Origin of the sequence: Paraburkholderia lebeckiae (assembly GCF_050436225.1) — a bacterium.
In the GTDB taxonomy this organism is placed as follows: domain Bacteria; phylum Pseudomonadota; class Gammaproteobacteria; order Burkholderiales; family Burkholderiaceae; genus Paraburkholderia; species Paraburkholderia tuberum.
On record NZ_JBNDLU010000001.1, the window covers coordinates 1,783,991 to 1,804,955 of the forward strand.

The 20,965-nt window shown below is 61.8% G+C and carries 18 protein-coding genes; 2 read left to right on the forward strand and 16 right to left on the reverse strand.

The window, feature by feature from the left end:
• Positions 1-68 precede the first annotated feature (68 nt).
• From OKW45_RS08345 to OKW45_RS08395, 11 genes are all read right to left on the reverse strand, one after another.
• Complete coding sequence (locus tag OKW45_RS08345; protein ID WP_429467127.1) at positions 69-848, reverse strand: enoyl-CoA hydratase/isomerase family protein; 780 nt, start codon at positions 846-848, stop codon at positions 69-71.
• 48 nt (positions 849-896) lie between these two features.
• Positions 897-1,790, reverse strand: coding sequence for a crotonase/enoyl-CoA hydratase family protein (locus OKW45_RS08350; RefSeq protein WP_429334440.1), 894 nt, complete (start codon positions 1,788-1,790; stop codon positions 897-899).
• A 32-nt stretch (positions 1,791-1,822) separates the two neighbouring features.
• Positions 1,823-3,355, reverse strand: coding sequence for a class I adenylate-forming enzyme family protein (locus OKW45_RS08355; protein ID WP_429467129.1), 1,533 nt, complete (start codon positions 3,353-3,355; stop codon positions 1,823-1,825).
• A 33-nt stretch (positions 3,356-3,388) separates the two neighbouring features.
• A complete protein-coding gene (locus tag OKW45_RS08360) occupies positions 3,389-4,075 on the reverse strand; it encodes a 2-oxo acid dehydrogenase subunit E2 (protein WP_429467131.1) in 687 nt (228 codons plus the stop codon).
• A 180-nt stretch (positions 4,076-4,255) separates the two neighbouring features.
• Entirely contained in the window at positions 4,256-4,486 is a 231-nt protein-coding gene (locus OKW45_RS08365) for a biotin/lipoyl-containing protein (RefSeq protein WP_018425497.1), read from the reverse strand.
• A gap of 43 nt (positions 4,487-4,529) precedes the next feature.
• The gene (locus tag OKW45_RS08370) at positions 4,530-5,522 is read right to left on the reverse strand and encodes an alpha-ketoacid dehydrogenase subunit beta (RefSeq protein ID WP_429467133.1); all 993 of its coding nucleotides are present in this window, start codon (positions 5,520-5,522) and stop codon (positions 4,530-4,532) included.
• Positions 5,519-6,505: a thiamine pyrophosphate-dependent dehydrogenase E1 component subunit alpha gene (locus OKW45_RS08375; protein ID WP_429467135.1), complete on the reverse strand. Its 987-nt coding sequence runs from the start codon at positions 6,503-6,505 to the stop codon at positions 5,519-5,521. The genes OKW45_RS08370 and OKW45_RS08375 overlap by 4 nt, the downstream gene beginning before the upstream one ends.
• 16 nt (positions 6,506-6,521) lie before the next feature.
• Complete coding sequence (locus tag OKW45_RS08380; RefSeq protein ID WP_429467137.1) at positions 6,522-8,231, reverse strand: FAD-binding protein; 1,710 nt, start codon at positions 8,229-8,231, stop codon at positions 6,522-6,524.
• Complete coding sequence (locus OKW45_RS08385; protein ID WP_018425501.1) at positions 8,231-9,589, reverse strand: aromatic ring-hydroxylating oxygenase subunit alpha; 1,359 nt, start codon at positions 9,587-9,589, stop codon at positions 8,231-8,233. The genes OKW45_RS08380 and OKW45_RS08385 overlap by 1 nt, the downstream gene beginning before the upstream one ends.
• Positions 9,590-9,729: 140 nt before the next feature.
• Complete coding sequence (locus tag OKW45_RS08390; protein WP_429467139.1) at positions 9,730-10,662, reverse strand: electron transfer flavoprotein subunit alpha/FixB family protein; 933 nt, start codon at positions 10,660-10,662, stop codon at positions 9,730-9,732.
• A 2-nt stretch (positions 10,663-10,664) separates the two neighbouring features.
• The gene (locus OKW45_RS08395) at positions 10,665-11,414 is read right to left on the reverse strand and encodes an electron transfer flavoprotein subunit beta/FixA family protein (RefSeq protein WP_018425503.1); all 750 of its coding nucleotides are present in this window, start codon (positions 11,412-11,414) and stop codon (positions 10,665-10,667) included.
• A gap of 137 nt (positions 11,415-11,551) precedes the next feature.
• Between OKW45_RS08395 and OKW45_RS08400 the strand changes: the two genes are divergently transcribed.
• Positions 11,552-12,562, forward strand: coding sequence for a zinc-dependent alcohol dehydrogenase family protein (locus OKW45_RS08400; RefSeq protein ID WP_429467141.1), 1,011 nt, complete (start codon positions 11,552-11,554; stop codon positions 12,560-12,562).
• Positions 12,563-12,593: 31 nt separating this feature from the next.
• Positions 12,594-13,376, forward strand: coding sequence for an SDR family oxidoreductase (locus OKW45_RS08405; RefSeq protein WP_429467143.1), 783 nt, complete (start codon positions 12,594-12,596; stop codon positions 13,374-13,376).
• Between the two features lie 127 nt (positions 13,377-13,503).
• Here the strand turns inward: OKW45_RS08405 and OKW45_RS08410 are convergent, their stop codons facing one another.
• From OKW45_RS08410 to OKW45_RS08430, 5 genes are all read right to left on the reverse strand, one after another.
• The gene (locus OKW45_RS08410; RefSeq protein ID WP_429467145.1) at positions 13,504-15,987 is read right to left on the reverse strand and encodes an efflux RND transporter permease subunit; all 2,484 of its coding nucleotides are present in this window, start codon (positions 15,985-15,987) and stop codon (positions 13,504-13,506) included.
• A 12-nt stretch (positions 15,988-15,999) separates the two neighbouring features.
• The gene (locus OKW45_RS08415) at positions 16,000-17,064 is read right to left on the reverse strand and encodes a WD40/YVTN/BNR-like repeat-containing protein (protein WP_429467147.1); all 1,065 of its coding nucleotides are present in this window, start codon (positions 17,062-17,064) and stop codon (positions 16,000-16,002) included.
• Between the two features lie 53 nt (positions 17,065-17,117).
• Complete coding sequence (locus tag OKW45_RS08420; RefSeq protein WP_429467149.1) at positions 17,118-17,414, reverse strand: DUF1329 domain-containing protein; 297 nt, start codon at positions 17,412-17,414, stop codon at positions 17,118-17,120.
• Between the two features lie 61 nt (positions 17,415-17,475).
• A complete protein-coding gene (locus tag OKW45_RS08425; protein ID WP_429467151.1) occupies positions 17,476-18,825 on the reverse strand; it encodes a DUF1329 domain-containing protein in 1,350 nt (449 codons plus the stop codon).
• A gap of 14 nt (positions 18,826-18,839) precedes the next feature.
• Entirely contained in the window at positions 18,840-20,537 is a 1,698-nt protein-coding gene (locus tag OKW45_RS08430; protein WP_429467153.1) for a DUF1302 domain-containing protein, read from the reverse strand.
• Positions 20,538-20,965: the final 428 nt, after the last annotated feature.

The following is a 20,965-nucleotide window of genomic DNA, read 5'->3' on the forward strand; positions in this document are numbered from 1 at the left end:
CTGACTCTCTTGCGGCCCCGTTGTCTGCTCTGTCGCGCCACTTCGCCGCGCTTGTGCGGGTGCCCCGCCTAGCGGCCTCTGAAAGCCGGGGCGCGTTTTTCTCTCGCCGCGAGCCGGCCCTCCGCGGCGTCCTCGGAGTTCACCGCAAGCGCCACCGCGTTCAGTTCCTGCGCAAGAAACTCTTCCATGCCACCGCGGTTCAACCTGAACAACTGCTTGGTCAGCCCGAGTGAGAAAGTCGGGCCAGCCGCCAGCTCGCCAGCCAGCTTTTCGGCAGCCGCGTCAAGCTCGCCGTCCTCGACGAGATGACTGGCAAGACCCATATCGAGTGCTTCCTTGCCGCTCAGCCGGCGATTCAGATACATGATTTCCTTGGCGCGAAACTCGCCGCAATGACGCGCAAGCAGATGCACCATGCCGCCTTCAGGTAAGGTGGCGCGCATCAGGAAGGCGGGAATGAACTGCGCCGTATCGGAAACGATGAGCTGGTCCGCGCACAGCGCAAAGCTCCAGGCAATTCCCACGGCAACGCCTCGTACCGCCGCGACCACTGGCTTGTTCAGGTTGTACAACCGAAGCGCGATCTTCTGATACACCGCCATCGATGCGCGCGCGTGCGCCACACTCATCTGCGGTGGCGCGGCGCCGCTGCCCTTGATGTCGGCACCGGCGCAAAATGCGCGGCCTGCGCCAGTGAGAATCACCGCGCGAATCTCCGGATCCTTTTCGATGCGATCGAGGTGGCCGAGAATCAGATCAAGCATTTCCGGCGTCAGCGCATTGAGCTTCTCGGGGCGGTTCAGACACAGCGTCGCAACCGCGCCGTTCAAAGTGAGTTCAACATCCATGATGTTCGGATCTTCGTCTGAGTTTGGTTCGTCCGTTCGACGGTCTGGTCAACTGCCGCGAGCATGCAGGCGGATCATCCCGTCGCCGAACGGCTCGTCGCGGCGCTTGAGCGCTTCCTTCAGGCCAACCGCTTCCATGTCCGCCTTGAACTGCGAGCGGCGCGGCCCCAGGCTCTGGTGAGCCCGTGAGTCGTTTTCCACCGCGAGCCGCTGAAGCGTGCGCGAACCGGCCAGCTCCAGCCCGATGTTGACAATGCGCTTGTTGGCCGCAAGCAGATCGGCATCGACAAAGGACAGACGGCGTGCCAACTCGCCCACCTCCGCTTCGAGCTGCTCTGCCGGCACCGCATCCATGACGAGCCCGATCTTCGCGGCATCGCGGCCCGTCAGCGAGTCGCCAGACAGCAGCAGGCGCTTCGCCCACTGCGGGCCGACGTGATAGAACCACATATGCGCAGGCGGCGAGCCGTTCGCGCGCGTGGCGGGAAAGCCGATCCTTGCGTTGTCGGCCGCGATCACCATGTCGCACGCCAGCGCGAGATCCGTGCCGCCCGCAAGACAGTTGCCATGCACCTGCGCGATGATCGGCTTGTGGATATCGGCCATCAGATTGACCGTCTCCGACTGCCGCTCCATCGACCAGCAGTCGTCGTCGAAGCTGCGAATCGTTCCACGATAGTCCCCCGGATCAGCGGCGTCCGCGGCCCGATCCGAATACGTCGTCACCAGATCGTAGCCTGCGCAGAAGTCGCGGCCAGCTCCCGACAGTACGATCACGTTCACCGATTTGAGGTCGTCAGCTTCGAGCAACGCCGCCTTGAGTTCCTGCAGAAGCGGATTGTTGATGGCGTTGCGCTTGTCCGGACGACTCAGCGTGATGCGCGCAACGCGTTGCGCCACCTCAAACTTCACGCACTCCGATGTTTTCAGCCATTTGGCCATGGTCGATTCCCTCCAATTGAGGCGATTGCCGTTCACCGGGCAAACTGCGCGCGCAGACTTACCTTGCTGATCTTGCCCGTCGGCAGCCTCGGCAATTCGTCGACGAATGCAATGGCTTTCGGACATTTGTAGCTCGCGATCAAGCCGCGACAGAACTCGATCAATTCGGCTTCGCCCGCTTGCTCGCCACGGCGCAAAACGACGATCGCCTTGACGCACTCTCCCCACTTCTCGTGCGGCACGCCGATCACCGCCACGTCGATGACGGCCGGATGCTGGAGCAACGCATCTTCGACTTCACGGCTGTAGATGTTCTCGCCGCCGGAAATGATCATGTCCTTCTTGCGGTCGACGAGGAAAATGTAGCCGTCTTCGTCCTGGTAGCCCATGTCGCCCGAGCGATACCAGCCATCGCGCAGTGCTTCCACCGTCGCCACGCTGTTGTTCCAGTAGCCACTCAACTGCGTCTGCGAGCGCAGCCAGACCTCGCCGGTCTGGCCTTGCGGCAGATCGTTGCCGTGATCATCGACGATGCGCAGGTCGATGCCGGGGCACGGGCGCCCCACCGATGCGAGACGGCGTACCTGTTCCGGAGACCCTTTGGGCTTGACCTCGTGCGCAGGCAACCAGCAGGCGTTGCTCTCGGTCATGCCGTACTGGACCGAAAACACCGGGCCGAGCACCTGAATGCCGCGCGACAGCAGCGGTGCAGGCACCGGGGCTGCCGCCGTGACGATGTTTTCGATGCTGGACACGTCATAGCCCGACAGTTCGGGCACATCGAGGACCGCCTGAAGCATCGCGGCAACCATGAACGTGAAGGTGATGCGTTCTTCGGCGATCGTCGCGAGCATTTGCTTCGGCTCGAAGGTGCGATGCACGACCGTCGTGCCGCCCATCCAGGCCACCGAATTAACGAAGCCAATCCCGCCGACGTGGAATGCCGGCGTCGTCTGCAGCACGCGGGTATTGCCCGAAAACTCCGTCACCAGCGCGCAGCTTTCCGCGGTGACGCACATGGCATGGTGCGTGCGCACGACGCCCTTGGGACGCCCCGTGGTGCCGCTCGTGTACATCAGGTACGCGTAGTCTTCCGGTTTCGAACGGATCGGCGGCCCTTCCACTGGGCCGGCTTTCATCACCGCCTCGAATGAAACGGCCCATTCCGGCGCGTCGCCAATGCAGATGTACTGCTCGATTTCGGGCAGTTGCGAACGCAGTCCGTTCACGACATCGGCATACTGAGCCTCGAATACGAGCGCCTTAGGGGCCGCGTCCTTAAGAATATAAAGAATTTCTGCGGCGGCCAGCCTGAAATTGACGGTTGCCAGAATGAAGCCGGCCCACTCGCATGCACGGTAGCTCTCGTAGTACTCCGCGCAATTCATCGCGAGGATCGCAACCCGGTCCTGACGCCGCAGGCCGCGCTCATATAGCGCTCCCGAAAAGCGGCGTGCACGCTCCGCCAACTGACTGTGCGTCAGACGCCGGTCGGCGTACACGAGCGCCGTGTGGTCGGCATGCAAGCAAGCGTTTCGCTCGATCATCTCGCCAAGGGTTCTCATCTCAATCCTGTCGTTGTTTTGTCAGATCGACTGTTAGCCAGCGAGCGTCTGCGGATCGGCCAACACGGTTCCAATGAATGCGGCGAACCGCGCCGCGTCGGCTCCGTTGATCACTCGATGGTCGTAGCTGAGCGACAGGGGCAGCATCTTGCGCCAGCTGACGCCGCCGTCGTCCGCCGGCGCGGCTACCAGCCGGGTTTTAGTCACGCCGAGAATCGCCACCTCCGGCGCATTGACGATAGGCGTAAAACCAGTACCGCCAAAGCCGCCGAGCGAACTGATCGAAAAGCAACCGCCCGACATCTCTGCCATCGATAAGCCCTTTTCGCGCGCCTTCTGCGAAATTGCTGCAAGTTCCACCGAGAGTTCTTCGACGCTCTTCCTGTCGCAATCGCGCAGCACCGGCACGAGCAATCCGAAGCGCGTGTCCACGGCGACCCCGATGTGGAAGTACTTCTTCAGAACGATGTTTTTGCCGTCACCGTCGAGCGACGCGTTGAATTGCGGGAACTCCTGCAAAGCCCGCACCACGGCTTTGATAAGGAAGACGAGCGGCGTCAGCTTAACCGCCGTGCCCGCCTCATTGCGGGCCTTGCGATAACTTTCGAGCGACGTAATATCAGCGTCGTCGTGGTGGGTCACATGCGGGATCGTCAGCCAGTTGCGCGACAGGAAGGCTCCCGTGAGCTTCTGGATGCGCGACACCGGCTTGACTTCCACCTCGCCGAATTCGGCGAAATCGACCTGCGGCCAAGGCGGCAGATTCGCGCCGAAAGCGGGGACTGCAGCCTCGCCGGGGCCGGTATTCACATTGGACTGCGGTCGCGTAGCAACGGATTCGACACTCATCGCGGATGCCTCTTCGAACGACTGTTGGACAGCGTGACGGCCTGCGGCCAATCAGACGATTTCCGCCAGCACCGTGCCGACGGGATACACCTCGCCAACCTGGGCAACGATGCGCAGCGTGCCCGACGCGGGCGACTCGACCTCCTGAATCGATTTGTCGCTTTCGAGCGCGTAGAGAATCTGCCCTTCGCTCACGGTTGCGCCGTCGTCAGCCAGCCATTCGGCTAGCGTGCCTTCGTTCATGGAAAAGCCCAGTTTGGGAAGCAGAACTTGTGTGGTCATGACCTTGCTCTATTGATGATGGAATTCCGGGTGTTCGTGCCTGTCATTTCAGCGTCGCGCGAACCGCCGATTCGATTTCGGCCACGCCCGGTACGAACGCGTCTTCGAGCGGCTTGGAGAACGGCACGGGGCAGAATTGCGCGCCTACGCGCTGCACGGGCGCCTTCAGCTCGCGAAAGAGGGCTTCGTAGATACGGGATGCGATTTCCGCACCCACGCCGAACGGTTTGACGGCTTCGTGCACGACAACGGCGCGCCCGGTTTTTGCAACCGAAGTCAGGACAGTTTCGGTATCCAACGGAGAGACGGTGCGCAAATCGATCACTTCGCAGGCGATACCGTCTTTCGCCAGCACTTCGGCAGCAGCCATGGCTTCCTGCACGCGGCGGCTGTAGCTGATCACCGTCACGTCGGTGCCCGCGCGAATGACGTTGGCTTTGCCAAGCGGGATCGCCACGCCGCGCTCCGGCGCACTGCCCGGATTCCAGTAGGTCGGCATGTTCTCGATGAAAAGGCAAGGGTCGTCATCACGGATGCAGGACAGCATCAAGCCATACGCATCGGCAGGATTCGACGGTGTGACGACCTTGATGCCGGCAACGTGCGCAAACCAGGCCTCGAGGTAGTCGGCGTGCTGGCCACCCGTGCCGAAGCCCGCTCCCGTCATGGTGCGGATGACGATCGGCACATGGGTCTGTCCGCCCGACATGAACCGCAGCTTCGCGGCGTGATTCACGATCATGTCCATCGCGACGGTCGTGAAGTTCATCAGCATGATTTCCGCCACAGGACGCATCCCGACCATCGAAGCGCCGATTGCCGCACCGATGATGGCCTGCTCTGAAATCGGCGTCGAACGCACCCGCGACGTGCCGTATTTCGACGACAGTCCCTTCGTTACGCCGACGATGCCGCCCTCCTGGCCGTCGGCAACGTCTTCACCCAGCACGATTACATTGGCGTCGGCGGCCATCGCGTCGTCGAGCGCGAAGTTGACCGCCTGGATGGTGTTGATGTTGGTTGGCTGCTGGCTCATGCAAGCACCTCGTCCTTGAAGATGTCGCGCCGAAGCTCCGCGACATCGGGATATTCGCTCGACAGCGTGAATTCGACCGCAGCGTCGATCTGCGCCTCGTGTTCGGCTTCCATCGCAACCAGTTGCTCCTCGGTCGCATGCTTCGCATCGATGAGCCACTGACGGAACAGCGGCACCGGATCCTTCGCGAGCCAGGCGGCCTTTTCGTGCTTGTCCATATAGGCGTCCGGGTCGCCGAACACGTGCCCCTGAAAGCGGAACGTGTTCGCTTCGATCAGCGTCGGGCCGCCGCCGTTGCGCGCGCGTTCGACCGCTTCGTGCGCCGCCTTGTGCATCTGGATCGGATCGTTGCCGTTCACCGTGATGCCCGGCATCTGGTACGCGACGGCGCGCTGGGCGATGTTCGGCGCGGACGTGCCATACGCGTATTTGGTGTGCTCGGCATAGCCGTTGTTCTGGCAGACGAAAATCACCGGCAACTTCCACACGGACGCCATGTTCAGCGACTCGTGGAAGGCGCCAATGTTTGATGCGCCGTCACCGAAGTAGGCCACGGCCACGCGCGACTCACCGCGAATCTGCGCGGCGAGCGCAAGCCCGTTTGCGATCGGCATCGAACTGCCGACAATGCCGGTCGTCACCATGACGCCCGACGCGGGATGCGTGACGTGCATCGGGCCGCCCTTGCCTTTGCACGTGCCCGTCACTCGCCCTCCGAACTCGGCCCAGAGTTCCTTGAGCGGCACACCTTTGGCGATCATGTCGTGGACGCCGCGGTAGATCGTGCAGATGTAGTCGTCGTCGGTGAGACACACCGACATCGCCGACGGAATCACTTCCTGGCCGCGCGGCGAGTAGTACGGCATCACCAGCTTGCCGGCCTTGATAACGGCACGAAAGCGCTCATCGTTTTGCTTGATGAGAGCCATGCGCCTGTAGATGTCGACCAGGACTTCGCTGCTGGGCGGCTGATAGGCATTCATTCGTCACTCTCCTGTGTCACCAGATCTTTTGCGCGCCGCTCGCATGCAGCGCCGCGATGTAACCGAACACGAACGATGCGCCGATGCTGCTGCCGGCGCCCGGATAACACCGGCCAACCACGGATGCCGTGCAGTTGCCGGTGGCGTACAGTCCAGGGATTTGCGAACCGTCGTCCTTCAGCACACGTCCGAACTCGTCGGTCACGAGACCGCCTGCCGTGCCCACATCCCCTGGATACATGCGCACGGCGTAGAACGGCCCGTCCTCGATCGGCCCGAGATTGGGGTTCGGTTTGATGGTCGGATCCCCATGACAGCGATCGAATGCGCGCGAGCCGCGACCGTAATCTTCGTCGACGCCCGTTTCGCAGAAGCCGTTGAAGCGCTTGACGGTCTCGAGCAGTCCCGCACGGTCGATGCTGCATTTCGCGGCCAGTTCTTCGAGCGTGTCTGCCTTGATCATGTATCCACTGTCGAGCCACTTCTGCGGAATCTGGCCCGGCATCGCCGTGCCCCACGGGTAGTACTTACGCTGCCGGCTGTCCATCACGACCCATGCGGGAACGGCCTTACCCGTCTGCTTGTGGCGCTGGTACATGCGTTGACCGATTTCCATGTACGCTCCCGCTTCGTCGCAAAAGCGCTCGCCGTCCTGATCGACCATGATCGAAAACGGCAGCGACAGGTCGAGGTGATGCATGAACGGCAGCGGCGAGCCATCCGGCGCGCGTGCACCTTCGGGCAATTCCTCGTTGGGACCGAGCGACGTCACGACCCACCACGCTTCCTCCATGCAGTCCACTGCGCCGCCGAGCGCAATCGCGGCTTGCAGGATTTCACCGGTATCGCCTGGATTCGCATTGGTCCAGTCCGCGGACGACGGCTGCGGCTGGTACCTGCGGCGCATTTCCGCGTTGTGTGAAAAGCCGCCGGTATTCAGCAGGACGCCTTCGCGAGCGCGCACGCGCAACTCGCGGCCGCTGCGTACCGCGACGATACCGGTCACGCGTCCGTCCTCGACGATGAACTCGCGCACCGGCGTGTCCGTCCAGATCGGCACGTTCGCGCGCAGCGCCATCTGCAGCATGCGCCCCTGAATCGCCGCGCCGTTGGCCACGAGTTCCTTGCCGGTGATCTTCTGATAGAGCATCCGGCCACCCAGTTGCATCGCCTTGCGCTTGCCGCCCCACGTCCGCTTCATCAGGAACAGTTGCGGATACTCGTCCGAGTTGGCCGGCATCGACGGGCCCTTGTAGCGCGACAGACGCGGCGCCCATTCGCCCAGTTCCTTCACGTCGAACAACCTGGCCAGCAGCGACCGGCCACGCGGCTCGCCGCCGGGCAGCGTGTCGTAATAATCGGACCAGCCGTCCGCGTACACGAACTGCATGCCCTGCTGCTCGAGAAACTCGGCCATCTTCGGGCCGGTGCGCAAGTAAGCCTCGCGTCGCGCGTCAGAAGTGCCCGGGCCTTGATAAGTAACCGCCGCATCGAAGTACTGGCGCGCGCGTTCATAGGAATCGCTGACGCCGTGACGCTTCATCACATGGTTGTTCGGAAGCCACCAGACCCCGCCCGAATATCCGGTCGAGCCGCCGACCTTCGCCTGCTTCTCGATGATCAGTGCTTCTTTGCCCACCGACTTGCAGGCAAGCGCCGCACACATCGAACCCCCGCCGCTGCCGACCACCACGAAGTCGTAGGTTGCGTCCCAGTTTGTCGACATCACTCATCCCGCGCGATGAATTCGCGCAGCGCGCGATGGAAGTTCGAAACCGACGATTCCTGCAGCGGATTGGTGCGCAAACCCTTGAAGCCGCGCGACTTCATGCCCTGCTGAACGTTGGTCATGTTCTGGAAGTCCTGCCACAGGATCAGGCCGAAGTTCTCCTGCGCGTTCTCCTTCCAGTCGTCCACGCCGTAATAGAACTCGCGCTTCAACGGCGGCTCCGCCCCAGGCGCGAAGCGCTGCAGCGACCAGATGTCGTAGATGCACGAATCCGGGTTGTCGCCATCCGGCCGCGCGCGATAGAACAACGCGCCGTCCGGGTACGGCAGGAACACCAGATTCGGAAACACGTGCCAGTCCGCTCCCGCGCGACCCAGTTGCTCGAAAGAGATCTCGGGCCAGCCCGCACCCTCGGCGATGGCCGCCTCGCGCTGAAATTCCATCGCCTTCCCAAGGACTTCGAACTGGTTACCCGACGGCGACATTTCGGTCATCAGGCGCTTCGCGGCTTCGTAATCGCGCGCGGTATTGATCGCCTTCAGAGTCTCTTCCATTACCCGGAAAAAGTTCACGAGCCCATGGCGGACGTCTTCCGGCATCGGCTTGCCGGTTCGCGGCGAGGGCGCGCCGATCATCCGCGTAGCCGTCGAATAACCAAACATCCCATGGCGGCCATAGGAGAAACTGCGCGTCACGTCATCGCCGGCGACGTCGAGCAGTTGCGGATGGGTTGCCGCTACGTGATAACCCTCGTTGAACGCTTCGAGTGCAACCTTCCAGTTGCACGGCAGACGAATCGACTTGTACCAGCGGTAGCGCATCTTTTCGAACTCGAAGCAGTTCGTGATCTCCGGCACCGGGTCGAGAAATTTCGCGAGCGGCTCTGCATCCGGATCCATATTGATGAACACGAACCCGCCCCACGTATCGACCAGCAGGTCCGTGAGACGAAGGTCCCCGTCAGCCATGTCCGGGCAACCTTCCCAATCTTGCCTGTCGAGCACACGCGCAAGACTGCCATCCAGATTCCACTGCCAGCCGTGATAGGCGCAGTGAAATTTCGCGGCCTTGCCACAGCCATTAGTCAGGCGCCGGCCACGGTGCTGGCACACGTTGAAGAAGGCCTTGATCTGATCTCCCGCGGTTCGCACCACGATGACCGATTCGCCGGCCACGTCGAAGGTCACGAAGTCGCCCACGTTGGGAATCTCTTCCAGACGGCAGGCGACCTGCCAGATTCGCGGCCAGAGGCGCTCTTTCTCGCGCTCGAGAAACTGCTTCGACAGGTAACTGTCCTTCGGGACAAAATCGAGGCGGACAGTGTGCTCACACGAATCGGGACTGGTGTTACCCATTGTTATCTCCTTCGTCATATGGCCGGCGTAGGCACCGGTTCCGGCTTTTTATGTGGTGGCCGCGCAGTCGACGGCCATATTGCAACTAGCTGTTCAATTATCTTGAACAGCGTTCTGGTCGGTGTCAATCCGGGCGAACGTCAATCGAGCGCCGCGGTCAGTGCCGGGACAGCGTCGAAAAGGTCGGCGCTCAGACCGTAGTCGGCCACCTGAAAGATCGGCGCCTCGCTATCCTTGTTGATCGCGACGATGACTTTCGAGTCCTTCATACCGGCGAGGTGCTGAATCGCGCCCGAGATACCCACTGCGATATACAACTGAGGCGCGACGATCTTGCCGGTCTGGCCGACCTGATAGTCGTTCGGCACGAAGCCGGCGTCGACCGCGGCGCGCGACGCGCCGACTGCGGCGCCAAGCTTGTCCGCGAGCGCGTCGAGCAGTTTGAAGTTGTCGCCGTTCTGCATGCCTCGGCCGCCCGACACCACGATGTTGGCTGCCGCAAGCTCCGGCCGGCTCGATTTCGTCAGTTCCTGGCCGACGAAACGGGCCTTGTCGAAAGCCGCTGCGGATGCGACGCCGCGCGTCGGCGCGGCGGCCGAACCGGTAGCGGCCGCATCGAAAGCGGTCGGACGAATCGTGACGACCTTGATCGCGTCGGACGACTGGATCGTGGCGAGTGCATTGCCGGCGTAGATCGGACGCACGAACACATCGGGGGCCTTGAAAGCGATCACGTCGGAAATCTGCGCGCTGTCGAGCAGCGCGGCTACCCGTGGCATGAAGTTCTTGCCCACGGCCGTGGAGGCCGCGATCACGTGCGTATAACCGCTAGCCAGCGAAACGACGAGTGCGGCCAGATTTTCCGGCAGCCCATGCGCGTATTCGGGTGCATCCGCGACGAGCACTTCGGCGACGCCGGCAACGTTCGCGGCCTGCTCGACTACCGCCGACGCGCCGTGGCCTGCGACCACTACATGAATCTCGCCGCCCGCAGCGCCCGCCGCCGTGATGGCGTTGAGCGTGGCGCGCTTGAGGCTTGCGTTGTCGTGTTCGGCGATAACGAGAATAGTCATGATCAGATCACCTTCGCTTCGTTACGTAGCTTTTCAATCAGCGCTGCAACATCGGGAACCATCACGCCGCCCTTACGCGCCGGCGGCTCGGTCACTTCGAGAACCTTCAGGCGAGGTGCAACGTCGACCCCCAGCGCGTCGGGGCTCAGCGTCTCCAGCGGCTTCTTCTTCGCTTTCATGATGTTGGGCAGCGTCACATAGCGCGGACTGTTCAGACGCAAGTCCGTCGTGACCACCGCCGGCAGATCGAGCGCGACGCGTTCGAGTCCGCCATCGATCTCACGCGTGACGAGTAGTTGTTGACCGTCCACTTCCGTCTTGAACGCGAACGTGGCTTGCGGCCAGCCGAGCAGCGCGGCGAGCTTCTGGCCGGTTTGTCCCGCGTCGTTGTCGATGGCCTGCTTGCCGAGCAGCACCAGTTGCGGAGTTTCCCGAGCGGCCACGGCGGCCAGCAGCTTGGCGACCGCGAGCGGCTGCAGATCCGCATCGCTTTCCACCAGCACCGCGCGATCAGCCCCCATCGCGAGCGCCGTACGCAGTACCTCCTGCGATTGCGTGGTTCCCGCGGACACCACGACGACTTCACTCGCCACGCCCGCTTCCTTGAGGCGCACCGCCTCCTCCACCGCGATCTCATCGAATGGGTTCATGGCCATTTTCACGTTGGCCAGATCGACTCCTGAACCATCGGACTTCACCCGAGGTTTCACGTTGTAGTCGATCACGCGCTTCACCGCGACCAGTATTTTCAATTTGACGCTCCGAACACTTTGTTGAACAATGTTCTATATTCTGAACTCATCTTTTTGTAGCTGTCAACGAGAAGAATGAGGAGAACGTCGCTAGTCGCTCAATTCGACGCCCTCGTTCGACACCATGGAGACGACCAATGAAGCTCTATCGATGTGAACGGTTTGAAGGTATTGCGGGTCTGGCATTGCGCGAGGAACCCGATCCGGCGCCGCCTGGCGCTCATCAGGTACTGGTACAGGTCAATGCGAGTTCGTTGAATTTCCGCGAGTTGCTGCTGATCAACGGTGCGTATCGCGACTGGATGGCGCCCAACTTCATTCCGGCCTCGGACGGCGCGGGCGTCGTGCTTGCCGTCGGCCCAGGCGTGCGGCGCTTCCGACCCGGCGACCGGGTGATGGCCAATTTCGCGCAGAACTGGCACGGCGGCAGTCGCCCGCAACACGCGGATACGCTGGGCCGCGGCGCTATCGTCGAAGGCATGCTGCGCGACAAGGCGGTGCTGAGCGAGGAAGAACTGGTTAGCGTTCCGGATCATCTTTCCGACGAGGAGGCCGCAACGCTGCCTTGCGCCGCGCTCACCGCATGGAACGCGCTGTGCCAGCATGCGCCGCTGCTGCCGGGCCAAACCGTGCTCGTACAGGGCTCTGGCGGGGTATCGCTGTTCGCTCTGCAGCTCGCCCGTCTGTTCGGCGCGCGCGTGATCGCGACTTCGTCGAGCGAAGCGAAGCTCAAACGGCTTGCCGAACTCGGCGCCGACGCCACGATCAACTACCGAGACACGCCGAATTGGGATGACGCCGTGCTGCGCCTGACCGATGGCTTTGGGGTCGATCTGGTCGTCGAGGTGGGCGGCGCCCAAACCTTCGGCAAGTCCATTGCCGCCACTCGCGACAGCGGCCGCATCAGCGTGGTCGGACTACTGACCGGCGCCCCTTCTCCCGGCGAAGGATTCTTCACGCGCGGACTGTCGATCGCGCCGATCCGCGTCGGCTCCCGTCAGGATTTCGAAGCGATGAACCGCGCGATCGGACTGCACAAGCTCAAGCCCGTCATCGACTCGGTTTATGACTTTGCGCGCGTACCGGATGCGCTGCGGCATCTCGAAAGCCAGCAGCATTTCGGCAAGATCGTCATTCGCCACCAGTAAACAGCCTTCGCATGATCGACGGAGTCAGACTATGAAGCTCTTTTCACTGGAAGGACAGATTGCGCTCGTCACCGGCGCGTCGCGCGGCCTCGGCTTCGCCATGGCTAACGCGCTGGCGGCAGCGGGTGCGACGGTGATACTGTGCGCGCGTTCGCGCGCGAGTCTCGAAACCGCCGCGGAATCGATTCGTAAAGCGGGCGGCGACGTCGATATCGAACCGTTCGACCTCACCGATCAGGGCGCGATCAGAAACGGCATGCGCAACGTCCTTGCACGCCACGGACGCATCGATGTCCTGCTCAACAATGCCGGCATTTGCGAGTGGAGTGATTTTCTGCAGTCGAACCTCGACATGTGGCAAAGAACGATGGATACCAACGTCACGGCCGCCTACGTGCTCGCGCAGGAAGTTGCGCGCCCGATGATCGAACGCGGACACGGGCGCATCATCAACGTCGGGTCTTATGTGTCGGTGCTCGGTCGCGAGAAGCTGCAGGCATACGTGGCCAGCAAGCACGCGATTGCCGGACTGACGAAATCGCTCGGCGCGGAACTGGGCCGACACGGCATTCGTTGCAACGGCATCTGCCCCGGCTACTTCCTCACCGAAATGGCCGAGCCTGTCACGTCCAACCCGCGGATGAAGGAAATCGTGCGCTCGCATATCTCGGTGGGACGCTGGGGGAACCCCGAGGAACTCGGCGGCGTCGCGGTTTTTCTCGCCTCCGAAGCGAGCTCTTACATGAATGGGCAAATGCTGATGGTCGACGGCGGGGTCTCGGAGATCCTGAGCTTCTCGATGTCGGTGGTGTAGCGCAACGAGCGGTTCGCCCCAACGCGCCGCGTGACTGCAGGCAAACCGGCCCGCTATCTCCACGGATAGCGGGCCAATTATTTTGTCCTGCCAGGGTGCCGCGCGAAGAGCGGCACCCGTTACGCAGTCACGACCGCAGCGTTGCCTCACCGCTGCAGGCCTCGACCTTCGCGGAACCGGCGGCGCCGCCCTTCGCCACTGCTTTACGCGAAATGCCTTGCAGCAGGAAATGCGACAGCGCCGGAATGAGGATCAGCGCGCCGATCATGTTCCACAGGAACATGAACGTGAGCAGGATGCCCATATCGGCCTGGAACTTGATCGGCGAGAACGTCCACGTTACGACGCCGGCAGCCAACGTCACACCGACCAGCGCCACGACCTTCCCGGTGAACTGCACCGCGTGCCGATAGGCTACACGCAGCGGCTGCCCAGCGCGCTGATACGCGAGCTGCACACTCAGCAGATAGAGCGCATAGTCGACGCCGATGCCCACGCCGAGCGCGATCACCGGCAGCGTTGCCACCTTCACGCCGATGCCGAGCTTGACCATCAGCGCCTCGCACAGCACCGACGTGATCCCGAGCGGCACGACCGCCACCACGACCGCGCGCCAGCTGCGGAAGGTGATGAAGCACAGCAGGATCACCGCCGCATACACCATCAACAGCATCGTGCGGTTCGCCTTGGCGACAACGACGTTCGTCACCGCGTCGATGCCCGCCGACCCGGCGACCATCAGGAACTGATGATCGGCGTCGCTATGGGTTTTCGCGAATGCCTCTGCAGCCTCCATCACGCGCGACAGCGTCGCCGCTTTGTGATCGGTCAGATAGGCGATGACCGGTGCGGTGCCGCAGGTCTGGCTCAGCAGATCAGGATGATCGAGCAGGATCTGCCACACCGTCTTGTTCACGATCGAAGGCACGCGGTCGATCGTGTACCACTTCGGGTAGCCCTCGTAGAACCCGGACGTCACCCAGCGCGCGAGACCGCCGACCGAGGTGGTGGTCTGCACCCCCGGCACGCCCCGCAGTGTGGTTTCGAGCCGGTCCGCCTCGAGCACCAGCGGGAAGTTGTTGGCGTCGCAGGTGCCGTGCGACGACTTGCCGATCACGACGAACAGGTCGCTCGACAGACCGTAGTGCGCGTTGGTGTACGCGTTGTCGAGGTTATAACGCGACTCCGGCCTGAGTTCCGGCGCGCCCGAATCGAGGTCGCCGATCTGCAGGTGCTGACTGATCGACAAGCCGAACACCGTAAGCGCCGCCGCACAAACGATCGCACCGACAGCCCAGCGGCGCTCGGTGAAGCGATCAAGCAGATTCCACAACGCGCCCGCCGACGAGGTGCCGCGCGCGTCGTTCTGCTCGCCACGCACGCTGCGTCGAGCAGCCGACGGACTCACACCAATGTATGACAGTAGTACCGGCAGCAGCAGCAGGTTGGTGAAGACCAGCACGCCCACGCCAACGCTCGCGGTAAATGCCAGATCCTTGATTACCGGAATGTCGATCACCATCAGCACGGCGAAGCCAACCACGTCCGCGAGCAACGCCGTGAGACCGGCGAGGAAAAGCCGCCGGAACGTGTAGCGCGCCGCCACGTAGCGATGCGTGCCACGCCCGATGTCCTGCGTGATCCCGTTCATCTTCTGCGCGCCATGCGAGACGCCGATCGCGAAAACGAGAAACGGTACGAGCACCGAGTACGGGTCTAGCACATAGCCGAGCGTGCGAATGATGCCGAGCTGCCAGACCACCGCAATCAGCGAACACGCCACCACCAGCAGCGTGCTGCGATAGCAGCGCGTATAGAGAAAGATCACGACGAGGGCGATCCCCGCGGCCACGCCGAAGTACATCGCTACCAGCTTGAGTCCGTCGATCAGGTCGCCGATCAGCTTCGCGAAGCCCACCACGTGAACCTGCACCTCGCCGCGGCCCTCCGCTTTGATGACCTCGTCGATCCGGTGCGAGAGCTTCGCGTAGTCGAGCTGCTTGCCGGTATCGGCGTAATGATCGAGCAGCGGCAGCTGGATCATGCTCGAATGCAGATCGTTCGACACGAGGCTGCCCACGATGTTGGCGCGGGCAACGTTGGTGCGCAGCCGTTCGACTGCCTGCGCGGACGCGTCGAAGCCGTCCGGCATCACCGGTCCCCCCGCGAAGCCGCGCTCAGTGACCACGTTCCAGCGCACGATCGGCATCCAGAGCGACTTCACGCCAGGCCGGTCGACGCCCGGAATCAGGAACAACGCGTCGTTGATTCGCCGCAGCGCCGCGAGATATTTCGGATCGTAGATGTCACCCGACGGATTCTCGACGACGATCCGCAGCGAATTGCCGAGTCCTTTCAGATCCGCCTTGTTGGCGAGGTAGTTTTTGATGTACGGATGCGACAGCGGAATCATCTTCTCGAAGCTCGCATTCACATCGAGCCGCAGCGCCTGAAATCCCAGCACCGCCGTAATGATCGCGCAGATGATGATGAGCCACGGACGCCGGTTGAAGATCAACCGCTCGAGCGCGTTACCCGAGCGCGTATCGAACTCGGCAAGATCCGCCACCACGGGCATCTTGTCGAATTGGGCATTGTTGCCGCCAGCCATGTCTGCTCCCCCTTAGTGCGACTTCGACAATGCGATCCGCGACAGGCCGGCCGCACCGGCCAGCACCGCGGTGTCGCCGCGCAGCTCCATGGCGAAGATGCCGCCTGGCTGGCTCGCGCCAAGTGTATGAAAGCTTGCTCCGTGGTCCGCGCTCTCGAGCAGTTCGCCCGCCTGCGTCGCGAGAATCAGATGACCGTTCGGCAATTCAGCCGAAGCGAGAATGCTCGCGCCGGTCGGCAGCGTGATCTTGTCCCACGTCGCGCCGCCGTCGGTGGAGCGATAGGCGCTGCCGAGCATCCCGTAGACGATCAGCGCGTCGCCCGACGAAGCGAGACCGAAAAAGCTGCCCTTCGAAGGCGTCGGCACCGCGACGAAACGCTGCTTGCCGGGATCGAGCCTGAGCAGCAAGCCCTGCTCGCCCGCAATATAAAGCGTCCCGTTGATGCGGCGCATCGCATGCAGATTCAGTGCGTTGGGATTGTCGACGCGGTCGAACCAGGGCACCCAGCTCTTGCCGCCGTCGTCGGTATGAAAAATGATGTTGAACGAACCGATGACCCAGCCGGAACGCTCGTCATCGAACCAGACGTCGAGAAACGGACGGCCTCCGTGGTCTGCTTCAAAGCGTTCGGCCTCTTCGCGCGATGCCTTGAGATCAGGTGAATCGCCCTGTTGCTTCGCGTAGTACTCGCTCATCAGCCTGGCCGCCTGCTGGCCGTCGAGCTGTCGCGTCCAGCTATTGCCACCGTCGGTGGTATGGAGCACCTCGCCGTCGTGTCCGACCGCCCAGCCCTGCGCGGCCGACTTGAACGTAACGGCCACCAGATCGGAACTCACCGGCACCTGTATCTGGCGCCAGTGCACGGCGGCGTCGTCCGATACGAGAATTGCTCCGCGCGGACCTACCGCGACCAGGCGCTGTCCGGCCTGCGCCAGCGCCATCAGCGGTTCATGCGCGGCATGCGGGTTGATGACGGCGGGCGAGCGCATCGGGTCGGCGAATTCGGCATAGACCGACCCGCTCGCGGCGCATGCCGCGGCGACGATTGCCAGCCAACGAAACAGGGTCTTGCGCATTGTGTCTCCTTCACAGTAACTGGCGATCGATCACGCGAACAGTCCTGAGTTTTTTATGAAAACTTCCTTTTGCGCCATGCCATAGCCGGCACGGCGCACGTGCTACGCCCTACCTTGTGCCTGGGCCGGCGGTACAGTGAACTCCTGAATTGGGCAGCGAGGATCGGCGTGCCGCTCGAGTCGACAAGCCACGTCTTCACATTATTGCGCTGCGCCGTACCCACGTAGCGCAGTTCCCAATCCCACAACGCTTCCTGACCGTCCTTCGGCACCGGGAACGGCTTGCCGCCGAATGCGCCGGAAACGAACAGGCCATTCTTTTCGAGCTTCGCGTTCTGCTGGTGATGCATCCCGCCAGGCAAGCCGGGCAGGACGCATCACTCAATACCTCATCCTCAACTCGGCGCGCAACTAGCGCACACCCGCGGATTGCATACGCTCCGGCGTGAAGTAGTCATTTGGGAAATTCACGTTGAAGAAAATCCCGGGCGAGTCCGCCGGATGGCTGCCGAAAATGTAGATGCCGCTGTTGAAGTCGTAGAACCAGTTACCGAGCGAATACGGCACCTTGTAGTCGTACGCGGGAACCGTGGTCTCAAAGCCGGCGCGATAGAGCTTGCCGGACTGGTCGTAGGCATCCATCATTCCCCCACCGCCATCCTCGTCGAAGTACAGCGTCTTCTTGCTGTAGATGTGACGCGCGCCCGGCTTGAGCGTCAGATCCACGACCCATACGCGGTGCAGTTCCCACCGGACATAATCGGGATTCACGAAATGCGGCGTGGTGATCTTGCTGGCCGGCGTGTCGTACTGCTGCTTGTAGTCGTTGTACGGAATGTACATTTCTTTCTTGCCGACCAGCTTCGCGTTCCAGCGATCAATCTTGCCGTAGAACAACTGGATGTCGTCCATCGTGATCGCGCCGGAATAGCCGGGGTTCGGCGTGTCGTAGGCGAGATCGGGCGCCACGCGCACGCGGCGTTGGCCCGGGTTGTATTCCCACGATTGCTGATCGTGATCGGCCGAATCCGTGAAGTACCAGAAGAGCGTCGTGTCGCCAATCAGGCGGGCCGGTGACGCGTAGTCGTTATATACCTGATACCAGATCGCGAGGGGACCCTTCTTGCGAAACTCCGCTTCGTACTTTGGCTCGAAATACGGATAGAGCAGCGAACTCTTGAACTGCGCAGCAAGAATCGGCGTGCCGCTCGAATCGACGAGCCACGTCTTCACGTTGTTTTTCTGGGCCGTTCCGACGTAGCGTATTTCCCAGTCCCACAGCGCCTCCTGACCGTTTTTCGGCACCGGGAACGGCTTGCCGCCGAACGCCCCATCGATATAAAGGCCGTTTTTTTCGAGCTTGGCACTTTCCGCGTTCTTTTCCGAGTTCTGAAGGTACCAGTCCGGATACGAAGCCGAGCGGTGCGTCGGGTAAATGTCCATCCGGTAAGTCGGATAGCGCTTGAACAGCTCGATCGAGGCGGCGCTCAGTTTGTCGGCGTATTGCTGATAGTTCTGAGCGGTGATTTGCAGAACAGGCTTTTCACCAGGAAACGGGTCCGCCCATTTACCGGAGTCGGCCTTGAACCCGGTCGGAAAGTCCTTGATGCCCCCCGTGTATGCCGGAATCGTACCGTCCTTGTTGCCGGCAATTTCCGCGCCGAACGGCGTGATCCCACTCTCGATTGCCAGCGTATACGGTGAGGCCCAAACCGCGGCGAGTATCGCCAGCGCCTTAAGAAGCTTTGGGAATCTTTTCACACGTGCCTCCATCATCAAAACGTTGTCTGATAGGTAATGCCGATCCACGACTTGTCGCTGTACGGTGCACCGAGCGCCGTCGCGGCTCCCGCCGTTGAGTACCCCTTCTTGTTCATGTAGTAGGTGTAGGTAATGTCCACCTCATGCTTGTTGTAGATCGTGAAATCAAGCCCGACCACGAAGGTGTTCTGCCCCTGTGATTCGGCCGCTGGCGTGATGACAGATGAGTAGCCCTTCAGATTCAGATTAACGAACAGCGGCATCGTCAAATCAACCCCAGGGAATACCTGATACCACTGCGGGCTCGCACCAATGCCGATCCCGGCCCAGAAGCGCGTCGAGCAGTTGTTGAACGCGGAGTTGCCCGATGCCGAACATTGGCCCGTGGTGTCATAACTGGAGTTGGCAAAATTCCGCGCATTCGATTGCACGCTTAGCAGCTCGTTGAACGCGAATTCCGCCTGCAGGAACATGTTGTCCCACAAGGGCGTCTTGCCGAACGACTGCGTGACGTTCAGCAGACCGTGCAGCGTGCGACCCGTCGGCGCATCGTTGACCGTCGTCGTGTTGACGGCATTGAGTGGCATGTTCCAGCGATATGACAGCTCGCCTGCCACTGCCGCGCTGCCGACCGCACTGTTGAAGCCAGCGCCGATCAGGTTCACGTCGTTGCCGTACTTCGCCGTAACACCGGGAAGGTTGGTGCCTGGAAAGAGTTCCGGTCCGGCACCCGGGAGTAACACCGCCGCCCACGGCATCTTCATGGCGAAGTGGCGGTACGTGAATTCATAGGTCGTTGCGATCGAATCGACGCGCCACTTGCCGTCGATGCCGATATCGCCGATCTGGCCTTTCGTCGGCGCGATGCGCGGAATCGCGAATGTGCCCAGCCCCGGAATGTTTTGGTAGCTGGCGATCGGAGGGCCGTAAAGAATAGGATCGGCACCGCCGAAATATGTGCCGCCTTCAGGCAGCCGATCGTGATTCCATTCGAACGTGTACTGCGCGCCGAGAGAGAACGTGTCGGTAATGCTCGTCGTCACGTTGGCCTGAGCCGTCGGCAACACGATTTCCTTGAGCGAAGCGCTCGGGCTCTGCGTCAGTTTCATCAGGTCGAGCGGCTGCTGACCGATGGCCACCGAGTTCGCGCCACCCAGCGTAGCAAACGCCGACTGCCCCCAGGTGACTGCCGTCCGGCCGAGCTTGACGTTGACAGAGTGACCACCGAGGTCAAAAGTGTGGAACACGAACGCATCACGCAGCTCGGCGCTCGGCCCCTGGTAGTACTTCTTGATGTAGCTGGTGTACTCGTTGTTCGGATAGTTCGGAGGAAATGCAGGATTGCTCGTATTGTGATTCTTGAACGTCGGGTCGTACCACGCGTCCATACTGATGCGGAAGCCGGACGTGTCCTTGTACTTGAAATCGAATTCGCTGTAGAGGTTCAGCCTCGACTGGATCGTGCTGAACTTCGGCGTCGATAGATCGCCTTCGTCGTAGGTCGGGCTGTTCGTGTAGAAGTGGCTCGGGTTCTGAAGCCGGATGCCGTAGTCCGCACGCACCGTGTTGTCCCATTCCATGTCGATGTCCGGGTTCGGCACATCGAAGTGGAAGGCGTTGGCGTTCGCGCTCCACAACCCGCACGCTGCAGCGATGCAGGTCGCGTGCACGCCAAGGCTTATCGCACTTGGCTTTAGACTCTTCTGTTTCATGCGTCTCCTCTTGTCTTTGTCGAGCTGCCGCAGAAAAGGCCCAGGCCGTTGGACTGCCGCAGACTTTTGCAATGAAGCGAAACCGGCCTCCCTACCTCGTCAGCATCGCGCCTCACATACTTCCAACCTCGCAACCAGAATGCGAATGCTGTTCGCAAAGATAAACGCCCGAAACTCGACTGTCAACGCTCGCTCACCCCTAGGTGATGCAATTTTACGAACGACGTTCAAGATGCGGGGTAAACGTGGATTTGAGTTGGTGATGAACTCGAAGCGGTCCGCGCATGGCCAGGGTCGCAGTGGTGCCCAATGCGTGCGGAGCGCGTGACGCTGACGAGACAGTGGCGACGCTTGCATTTTCGAGGTGTCCGATTCGACTGCGCGGATTGGCAGTGCAAACCATGGATGGCTTTCGGAAAACGCAGTAC